The 9,996-nt window shown below is 71.2% G+C and carries 8 protein-coding genes; 6 read left to right on the forward strand and 2 right to left on the reverse strand.

Going from position 1 to position 9,996, the window contains the following annotated elements; genetic code table 11:
• Positions 1-364: 364 nt before the first annotated feature.
• The gene (locus DFQ13_RS33160; protein ID WP_181400014.1) at positions 365-1,471 is read left to right on the forward strand and encodes an SbcC/MukB-like Walker B domain-containing protein; all 1,107 of its coding nucleotides are present in this window, start codon (positions 365-367) and stop codon (positions 1,469-1,471) included.
• Entirely contained in the window at positions 1,468-2,409 is a 942-nt protein-coding gene (locus DFQ13_RS17260) for a DUF2399 domain-containing protein (protein ID WP_219994481.1), read from the forward strand. Before DFQ13_RS33160 ends, DFQ13_RS17260 begins: the two co-directional genes overlap by 4 nt.
• A 206-nt stretch (positions 2,410-2,615) precedes the next feature.
• Here DFQ13_RS17260 and DFQ13_RS17265 read toward each other — a convergent pair whose 3' ends face one another.
• Entirely contained in the window at positions 2,616-3,287 is a 672-nt protein-coding gene (locus DFQ13_RS17265) for an NAD(P)H-binding protein (protein ID WP_110080498.1), read from the reverse strand.
• Between the two features lie 219 nt (positions 3,288-3,506).
• On the reverse strand, positions 3,507-4,043 hold the full coding sequence (locus tag DFQ13_RS17270; RefSeq protein ID WP_233438449.1) for an ArsR/SmtB family transcription factor: 537 nt from the start codon (positions 4,041-4,043) through the stop codon (positions 3,507-3,509).
• An 87-nt stretch (positions 4,044-4,130) separates the two neighbouring features.
• On the opposite strand from DFQ13_RS17270, the gene DFQ13_RS17275 reads away from it, so the two are divergent.
• From DFQ13_RS17275 to DFQ13_RS17290, 4 genes are all read left to right on the forward strand, one after another.
• Positions 4,131-5,456 carry a M20/M25/M40 family metallo-hydrolase gene (locus DFQ13_RS17275; RefSeq protein WP_110080500.1) on the forward strand — a complete coding sequence of 442 codons (1,326 nt, stop codon included), beginning with the start codon at positions 4,131-4,133 and terminating at the stop codon, positions 5,454-5,456.
• On the forward strand, positions 5,453-7,291 hold the full coding sequence (locus tag DFQ13_RS17280; protein ID WP_110080501.1) for a S9 family peptidase: 1,839 nt from the start codon (positions 5,453-5,455) through the stop codon (positions 7,289-7,291). The genes DFQ13_RS17275 and DFQ13_RS17280 overlap by 4 nt, the downstream gene beginning before the upstream one ends.
• Before the next feature lie 216 nt (positions 7,292-7,507).
• Entirely contained in the window at positions 7,508-8,923 is a 1,416-nt protein-coding gene (locus DFQ13_RS17285; protein WP_233427411.1) for an MFS transporter, read from the forward strand.
• A gap of 848 nt (positions 8,924-9,771) precedes the next feature.
• Positions 9,772-9,993, forward strand: coding sequence for an MbtH family protein (locus DFQ13_RS17290; protein ID WP_035278326.1), 222 nt, complete (start codon positions 9,772-9,774; stop codon positions 9,991-9,993).
• Positions 9,994-9,996 lie beyond the last annotated feature (3 nt).

Consider the following 9,996-nt stretch of genomic DNA (forward strand, 5'->3'; position numbering starts at 1 on the left):
CCGCCCGAGGCAGGCTCGCGGGCATCGAAGGCGAGCTGAACGGACTTCGCGGGAGTGAACGGCAGGCGCGGATCAGGCTGCGCACCGCAGAAGAGGCACTCACCACCGATGTCCGCGCGCAGTTGGACCGTCGCGCCGAACTCGACCTTCTGGTGGAGCACGTGGACAACGAGATCGAACGCCTGACGGAGGGGGTCACCGACGCGCAGGTCGCGGTCAGCCGCGCCGAGGAAACCCTCACGCGGCACGAGGACCGCCGCCGGAGTGCGGAAGGCAAGCGGGACGCCGCGCTCGAGGTGTGGTGGGAGGTGTACGACGCGGGACTCGCGCAGCCCCCGGGCTGCGGGAGCCGGGGTGCCGCAACGTGGAGTCCGCGCGCGAGTCGACCCGGGCCGCGCGTCGGGAACTGCCCGACCCCGGCGACGAGGACCGGGCTTGGCGGAGCTGCTACCGCAAGCTCGAAGCGCTGCGGCAAGGGCTGTTGCCCGACCGCGACGCAGGCGTGCAGGAGCCGGAACACGACGGCGCGATCCAGCGCGTGGTCGTCCTCGCCGACAACACCGCAGGCTGGCAGGCGCCCCCGGCCGCCGCGGACCTGCTCGCCGACCAAGTCCGTGCGCAGGAGAACGCGTTCGATTCCGAGCAGCAACGGGTGCTGACCACCCTGCTCGGCTCGGCGTTCATCGAGCACCTCAAAGACCGGTTGGACTACACCGCCCGGACCTTCACCGACATCAACGACCAACTGGCCTCCCACCCGACCCGGCACGGCAACGCCGTGCGGCTGACGTGGGAGCCCGATCCCACCGACCCCGACGCGGGTGCCGTGGTCGACGCGCTGACCCAGGGCTACCGGTTGCTCTCACCCGCACGCCAGGAGACGGTGCGCTCCTTCCTGGCCCGCAAGATCGATGCGGCCAGGGCGGACGCGGCGGTGGGCGGCTCCGCCGACTGGCGGGAGCACCTGACCACCGCCCTCGACTACCGCGGCTGGCTCAAGATCTCCCTGCGGTACCGGCCGGGCTCGACCAGCCGCTGGGTGTCGTTCGACGCCGCCAAGCACGGTGCCAAGTCCGGGGGCGAGAAGGTCGTGCTGCTGTCCCAGCCGCTGTTCGCCGCCGCGGTCGTCGCCTACAACGCCGCCGGTGGGCGGGCCCCGCGGTGCGTCTGGTTGGACGAGGCGATGACCGGCGTGGATGAGGAGATCAAGGCGTCGTTCATGGGACTGACGGTCGCCTTCGACCTCGACGTGATGCTGACCGCCCACGACGAGTGGTGCAAGTCCCCGACCGTCCCGGCGGTGGCCGTGTACGACCTGGCCCGGCACAGAGGACTTCCCGGGGTCGACGCCGTCCCGTACCTGTGGTGCGGCGGCGAGTGGACCGCGGTCGCGCTGCCGATCTCCAACGCGCACGCGGACGAGACGCTGCCGGCGGCCGACGGCCTGTTCGCCGAGGTGGACTCCGAGTGACGACCGCCATCCCACCGGGCATCCGGGATTGGGCTCTTCTGCCGGGGCCCGCCGTGGTGCTCGATGCCGTCCGCACCCGGGCCAGGCGCGCTCACCGCACCGAGGCGGGAACGCTCACAAACGTCGTGCTGACCGCGCCGCAGCGCCGGGAGGTCGCGTTGCTGCTCGGCACCCGGTGGGAGCTGTCCGGCAAGCCCGTCGGGACAAGACTCGCCCAACTCGCCGCGGACGCCCTGCACGACGCCCATGCTCTCGACCCGGACAAGCCGCTGGGGCGCGGTGTGGCCCGGCTGCTGGCGGTCGTCCACGACCTCCCCCGGCCACATCGAGCCGGGCGGGCCTGGCGCGTGGCGTGGGCGGGTGCCGGGGTGGTGTGCGATGGCGTGTCCTCCCGCGTGCTGGCCCTGAACCTCCCCCTGACCGGCGAGGCCCCGGCCGTCAAGCTGTGCGCCGCCGCCCCGGGCGAGCCCGTCTGGTTGACCCTGCGTTCGTTGGTGGGCGCCTGGACTGCTTCCCGGGCCGACGTCTTCGTGTGCGAGAACCCCACCGTCGCCGAAGCCGCCGCCGACGCGCTCGGCCCGACCTGCCCGCCGCTGGTGTGCACCGACGGGACCGCCTCCGGCGCGGCCCTCGACCTCCTCTCCGGACTCGCCGCCGCGGGCTGCGCGATCCACGCGCGGGCGGACTTCGACCCGGCCGGTTTCACCATCGCCGACCAAGTGCTCTCCGTCGCCCCAGGCGCGTTGTCGTGGCGCTTCGACCAGAGGACCTGCGCGGCCGAGTGCGGCATGAGCGGCCGGCACGGAGCTCCGCACGATCTCGTGACCGCCGTTGCCGGACTGCGGGTCGCCTACGACCGGTCACGTTCTCCGGTGCACGAGGAGCGCGTGCTTGCTCTGCTGCTGTCCGATCTCGCCATCGGGCCCGCGGAGAGGTGAACCCACCCGTCCACGTGGCCCGTAGAACCGGCGCATGAGCGGAACAGCCGCTCATGCCGCTGACCGCGCGGATCAAGGCGACCGCTCGCCGGGGGACATGACCGGGGCCGGTGTTCCCGGGCCCAGGCACCACGCCGAGGAACCGACAACAGCCGGGCAGTCCGACGTGACCCGTCACGACGACGGCCTGCGCCGCGGGGTGGTCGTCAGGCGTCCACAGCCTGCTCGATCGGCGTCTTGCCGCCGACCACCACGTAGATGCGGCGCGCGGTGTCGGGGCGGTCGAGGAGTGCCACGAGCACGGCGGCGACGTCCTCCCTGGCGACCTGGTCGAACCTGGCGGTCTTGGGACCGACCTCCTTCCCGGTGGTGAGTTCGACGGTCCCGTCGCCTCGGCCGTCGGTGAGCACGCCGGGGCGCAGGACCGTCCAGTCGAGGGTGTCGCGGGTGAAGATGTGCTGTTCGGCGGCGCGCTTGGCTCGCAAGTAGACGGAGTACCCCTCGCCGATTCCCCGGTCGTCGGCGCAGCCCACGTTGATCGAGCTGACGTGCAGGAAGCGCCGCACCCCGGCCTTTTCGGCCGCGTCCATCACCAGGACGACGGCGGCCCGGTCCATCCTGTCCCGGCGTTCGGCGGTGGCGCTGTTGCCGGAGCCCGCCGAGAACACGGCGGCGTCGGCGCCCGCGAGGGTGGCGGCCACCTCCTCGACGGTGGCGTGCTCGAGGTCGAGCACGACGGCGTCGCCGCCCGCCCGTCTGATGTCGTCGACGTGGCGCGGGTTGCGCACGATGCCGACGACGGTGTCGCCGCGTGCGGCGAGGCGGCGGGTCAACCTGAGGGCGATCTTGCCGTGGCCGCCTGCGATGACGATCTTCATTCCGTTCCCTTTCCCTGCGGGTGATCGGTCGGACAACTTCTGACGAGCGGCCGATGCCACGGCTCTCCGGCGAGATCCGATGTTCGCGGGGACACCCGAACCCGTTCACCACGCCGTCCTCGAACGCGTCGAGCGCGCGGACGTGTGATGCCGGTACGACCGGCATCGGCCTTCGTTCGGTGGGGGTGCGGCAAGTCAACCAGTGGGCGAACCCATCGGTCAATCGGGGGCGGTGCCGTTATCCCGGGGGGTGGGGTCGGGCTGGGGGCGGGCGGCGAGTGACCACAGGTAGCTCAGCGGCTCGCCGTCGGGTTCGTCGGTGTACTCGGCGATCAGTTCCCGGATGCGGCGGTGCAGCGACTCCGCGGATTCGGGCCGCAACCGCAGCGTGCCCCGCTTGGCGCCGCGACCGGAGTCCTTGCCCGCGGCGATCAACTCGGCGCGGTGGGCGCCGAGCACGGCCAGGTCGACCTGCTGGGCCAGGCCGGTGTCGTCGGGCAGGATCGTCATGCCCCAGGTGCGCGCGGTCCCGCGGTAGGGCCGTTGCAGCGCGCCGTGCTCACCGGTGGAAACCGGTTCTGCCACCAGGAAGTTCGCCTTCACCAGCGCGCGGACGTGCCGCAGGGTGGTCGCGGGGGCGAGGTCGAGTTCGACCGACAACTCCTTGTTGGTCATCGCCCGGTCCAGGCAGAGCCGCAGGATGCGCCAGCGGACCGGGTGTCCGAGCGCCTTGAGTTCTTCGACCGTCGCTTCCACGGGCAGCACTCTACCTTGCCAAGCCGACGCCGGTTTGGTTCACTGCTATCGGTGTCATTTTTTGCAATCACTCGGAGGGGGGGACCTGTGATCGAGCAGCTCCGGGACTGGGTGGGTGGGCGGGACCTGGTCGGTGAGCTGGCGGACTGGATCTCCCGGCCGAGCGTGAGCCGGACCGGTGAGGGCATGGCCGAGGCCGCGGCCCACGGTCTCCGGCTGCTGCGCGCGTCGGGGTTGCGGGCGCGCGAGGTGGAGACCGGTGGCTGGCCCGCGCTGGTGGGGACCGCGGACGGGCCGGGACCGCACGTGCTGATCTACGGCCACTACGACGTGCAGCCCGCCGGGCCGCTCGAACTGTGGACGACGCCGCCGTTCGTGCCGTCGATCCGCAACGGCCGGATGTACGGGCGCGGCACGGGCGACAACAAGGGCCAGCACCTCGCGCAACTGCTGGGGCTGCGTGCCCTGCGGGACCTGACCGGCGGCTTCCCCTGCCGCGTCACGGTGCTGCTCGACGGCGAGGAGGAGATCGGCAGCCCCAACCTGGCCGCGGCCGTGAGCCAGGTCGGCCAGCCCGACCTGGTGATCTGGAGCGACGGACCGGTGCACGACTCGGGCCGGGCGTGCGTGGTGCTCGGCGTGCGGGGAATCCTGATGTTCGAACTCCGCGCGCGCGGCTCGAACCGGCCGCTGCACTCGGGGAACTGGGGCGGGGTCGCGCCGAACCCGGCGTGGGCGCTGGTGCAGTTGCTGGCCACCATGCGGTCGGCGGACGGGGCCGTGACCGTGCTCGGGTTCGCCGACGACGTCGCGCCGTTGACCGGTGGCCAGCGCGCCGCGCTGGCGGACCTGCCGGTGGACGTGGCCGGGACGCTCGAGGCGATCGGGGCGGTGGGCATGGAACCACCGGCCGGGTTGGGGTTCCACGAACGCCTTGCCACGCCCACGCTGACCGTGAACTCGTTGAGCTGCGCGGATTCCGGTGACCACCGGGCGGTGATCCCGGACGTCGCCATCGCCCGGTGCGAGGCCCGGTTGGTCGGCGGCCAGACACCGGACCAGGTCGCCGACGCCATCCGGCGGCACGTCGCGAAGCACGCCCCCGACATCGAGTTCGTGCCCGACGCGGCGATGACACCGGCCACCACACTACCTGAAACCCGGTACACGGCAACGATCCTGCGGGCGGTCGAGGACGCGTTCGGGCAACGGCCGCTGCTGGTTCCCTCGCTCGGCGGGAGCCTGCCGATCGCCGTGCTCAGCGACGGGCTCTCCTGCCCCTGCTACGGCGTGCCGCTGGCCAACGTGGACGAGGCCAACCACGCACCCGACGAGAACCTCGACCTCGACTGGTTCCACCGCGGGATCGTCGCCGCGGCGGCGATCCAGCTCGCGCTGGCGGTGCACTCATGACCGTCTGGGGGGCTTGGCCCGCGAAGGAGGGCTTCGCGTACGTCGGCGACGAGTCCGGCCGACCGCAGCCGTGGTTCCAGACCTGGGCGGGGGAGCGGCGGATGTTCCCGATCGACGGCGCGGTCACCCGGCTGGCGTGGCGGCCCGACGAGACGCGCCTGCTCGTCGTGGCGGACGTGACCGGAGGCCAGGACTACCGGCTGGCCGAACTCGACCCGGTCACCGGCGAGGTGGAGTGGATCGCGGTGGAACCCGGCATCAGGCGCGAGGTCGGCGTGCCGTACTCCAGCGCGAGCCAGCCGTACAGCCCGGACGGCAAGCTGCTCGCCTACGCGACCAGTGCGCGGGACGCCACCTGCCTCGACGTCCACGTGCGGGACCTGGCGACCGGCGCGTCCAGGACGGTCCTGGAGGGCGACGACCGGTACGTGCCCATGTGCTTCTCGCCGGACTCCAGGCACCTGCTCGTCCTGAAGTTCCACCAGAACACCGACCACGACCTGTTCGCCTGCGACCTCGAGACCGGTCGGACCCGGCACCTCACCCCGCACGAGGGCCTGGCGAAGTACCAGCCGGGCGGGTGGACCGAGGACGGGATCTACCTGTGCACCACCGAGGGCCGGGACTTCCTCGGTGTCGCCCTGCTCGTTCCCGGTGAGCCGTTGCGGTGGATCGCCACGCCGGACGCCGACGTGGAGAACGTGGTCGTGGGTCCGCGGGTCGTCTGGGCCCTGCCGCGGGACCAGCGCACGGTCCTGTGCACGCCGGAGACCTCGGTCGAACTGCCCGGGTTCGCCTCCCAGCCGTTCGGCTACGACGGCTACGTGCCGCGCTTCGCCGGGGACCGCCTGCTCGTGCAGGTGGGTGCCAGTGACCGGGCGACCGAGTTCTCCCTGGTGGGCCTGGAATCCGGTGAGTCGCGCCAGCTCACCGACTTCAGCGCCGGGCTGCCGGACGACCTGGTCGTTCCGGAGACGGTCTGGTTCACCGGAGCCGACGGGCTGGAGATATCCGGGCTGCTGTACCGCCCGCGTTCGGCGACGGGCCCCGTCCCCGCGGTGTTGCAGATCCACGGTGGTCCCGAGTGGGCCGCGCTGCCGGTCCACGACCCGCTGATCCAGCGGCTGGTGCGCGCCGGGATCGCCGTGCTGGCGCCGAACGTGCGCGGGTCGACCGGACGGGGGCTGGCCTACCAGCGGCTGATCTACCGCGACTGGGGGCGCGGTGACCTGGCCGACTTCGCCGCCGCCGCCGGGTTCCTGCGGGGCCTGGACTGGGTGGACGGCGACCGGCTCGGTGTCCACGGGGTGTCCTACGGCGGGTTCGCGGCGCTCAGTTGCTTGAGCAGGTTGCCGGACCTCTGGCGGGCCGGTGTCGCGATCTGCGGGCCCGCCGACCTCGAAATGGACGTCCGGGCCCTGCCGCCGACGTGGAGCAGGCGGGTCGTGGAGTGGATCGGGGACGTCGACGACCCCGAGGACCTGGCGGAGCTGAAGGCGGTGAGCCCGCTGACCCACGCGGCGGACATCCGGGCGCCGCTGCTGCTGGCGCACGCGGAGAACGACACCACGGTCGTCATCAGCGGAACCGAGCAACTGCACGACACGCTGACCGGGCTGGGCAAGACCGTGCGGTTCATCCGCCTCTCCCGAGGCCACCTCCCCGACGACCGGGACGAGTGGGACGGGCTCGACGCCGCTGTCGTGGAGTGGTTCCGCGACCACCTCAAGCCCGCCCCGGGCGGTTCCCCGGCGCCCCGCGGTGACCACCGCGGGGCACGCGCCGCGAAGAAGACGCACGACGAGTTGGTGCACCTGCCCGCCGAATTCCCCTGACCGAAGCCGAACTCCCCACCAGCGAGCAGTTCCGGGTGATCCCGGACGAGCTGCCGCGTGTTTCCCGAGGCGCAGCGCCAGAGTCGACGCCGCGCCGCTGTCCCACGCCCTGCGTTGCCGATCGGCACCCGACAAACCCCACTCCAGAAAGGGCAGGCACAGAAAATGCCTCCTGCAGTCGCCGGCGCCGAGACGCCATCCCGCCGACGCCTAGGCTTGATCCTGGCACTGCTGGCCTTCGCCCAGTGCATCTACGCCATCGACTACAGCATCGTCTTCGTGGCACTGCCCGAGATCGGCGCCGGGGTCGGCTTCTCCGCGCAGACCCTCCAGTGGGTCGTCAGCGCCTACGCCGTCGCCTTCGGCGGCTTCCTGCTGCTCGGCGGCCGTGCGGCGGACCTGTTCGGACGCCGCCGCATGTTCGCCTTCGGCCTGTTCCTGTACGCGGTCTCCTCGCTCGCCGGGGCGCTCGCGACCGAACCGGTCACGCTGATCGTCGCCCGCGCGGTGCAGGGGATCGGTGGCGCCTTCCTCGCTCCCGCAACGCTTTCACTGGTCACCACGACCTTCGCCGAGGGCCCCGAGCGCAACCGCGCACTGGCGATCTGGGGCGGTGCCGGTGGCAGCGGCATGGTCCTCGGTTCGCTGCTCGGTGGCGTGCTGACGGGCGCGTTCGGCTGGGCGTCGATCTTCTTCGCCAACGTCCCGCTCGCCGGTGGCGCCATGCTGCTCACCTTCGCCATCATCCCGAAGGACACCGAGCGGGACGCCTCCGGGCGCAGGTTCGACCTGCCCGGTGCGCTGACCGCGACGATCGGCCTGACGCTGCTGGTGTTCACCCTCGTCCAGGGCCCGGTGTCGGGCTGGACGTCGCCGACGATCCTGATCACCGCGGCCATCGCGGTGGCCGTGCTGGCCGTGTTCCTCACCATCGAGGCCCGCGGCCGCGACCCGCTGATGCCGCTGCGCCTGTTCCGCAACCGCAACCTGAGCACCGGCACCGTCGTCACCCTGGTGTTCATGGCGACGTTCGGTGCGCTGCCCTACTTCTTCACCGTCTACTTCCAGACCGTGCACGGCTACTCCGCGATGCAGAGCGGCATAGCCTTCCTCCTGCCGTGCGTGGGGGTGCTCATCGGCAACCTGTCCGGCGGGCGGTTGGCCACCCGCTTCGGGGTGCGCACCACGCTGATCGTCGCGCTCCTCATGGGGGCCGTCGGTACCGTGGCCTTCGCGCTGTCCATCTCGCCGGACGCCTCGTACCTGACGCTGGTGCCGGGGGTGCTCATCCTCAGCCTCGGTCAGGGTGCCGTGTTCACCGCGATGTACGCGGCGGTGACCACCGGTGTCGACGAGCAGAACCAGGGCATCGCCTCGGGCATCGCCTCGACCGGTCAGCAGGTCGGTGCCGCGGTCGGCCTCGCCGTCCTGGTGGCGGTCGCCAACGCGGGCAACGCGGGGCTGACCGGTGAGGCGCTGCGCGTCGCCACCGCCGACGGCCTGCGCTCGGCCATGTGGGCCACCGTGGCGGGCATCATCCTGCTCGTGCTGGTCACGACGAACTTCAGGCGCAGTGTGGCGGCCCCGGTCGCCGAGCCGGAGAAGTTGGCCGAGGTGACGCCGACCGTCTGACCTCCCGGCACGAACAAGGGGTGATTCCACTTCAGTCCATGTCACATGGGTGGAATCACCCCTTGTTCGTGTCGAATTTTTTCTTCCGGTGCGGGTTCGGTGAAAATCTGGCGAACCCGCAATCGCCGGATTCCGGTGCGAGCTGGTTTCGAACGGTGTCTTGGCTGCTGACCACCCGGAGGTTTCTGCCGGCTTTTGACGAGCCGCGGGACACGCTTGTTGGAATTCGATTATTCCCGTCCTGGGCGTCGCGAGGTGGGTGCCGCGTCAAGAGGTGATCAGGTGGCAGATCTTCTCCACCCCTGACGGCGGACGACGTGGGGTGATCCCATCACGCCCTTCACGTGCATCGGCTCGACCGGCGGCAACTGGAACCGCGCAATTCGGTCAAAAGGAATACCGTCAGCTCTCGGCTCTCGCCAATGGACCAACAATCCCACGTCTGCGGGTGCGCCGCGCGGTGGAAACGCTGTCTGGGAACTCAAGGTCGACATCGGATTGTGAAATGCCCTGAAGCGCTAGAGTAATTGCCGTACTCTACTGCTGGGAACCGATGCGGCCCATGCTGGTGGAGTGGAAATCAAGGGGGATGGCAGTTCTCCGACAGCCGCGGTCCCGGGGGTGCGGGTCGGTCGGTTTCCCTGACGGCGCCGAGGTGGCCCGCCATTTCTGAGCCGCACTCGAAAAGGCTCGGTGGGGCTCCCGACGCACTTCGCCCCCACGACCCTCCCGTGGCACCCGCCGCACCCGTCATCCCCGTGCCCACGGCCGCACCGCCCGACGCGCAGGCCGCAGGGGCACGACCAGCAGCAGGTTGAAACCCGTATCCCGCCGAACCGGAGGAACCCATGGACGGCGACACCCAGTCCTATGTGGTCGTGCTCAACGACGAGGAGCAGTACTCGATCTGGCCCGCCGACCGCGACCTGCCCCCCGGCTGGCGCGGCGACGGCGTCAGCGGTTCCGAAGCGGAATGCCTGGCCCACATCGGCGAGGTGTGGACGGACATGCGCCCGCTGAGCCTGCGTCGGGCCCTGCAGCGGGCGACCACCTCTCACGGCGAAGGATGACTG

It is taken from the genome of Actinokineospora spheciospongiae (assembly GCF_003182415.1).
Lineage (GTDB): Bacteria > Actinomycetota > Actinomycetes > Mycobacteriales > Pseudonocardiaceae > Actinokineospora > Actinokineospora spheciospongiae.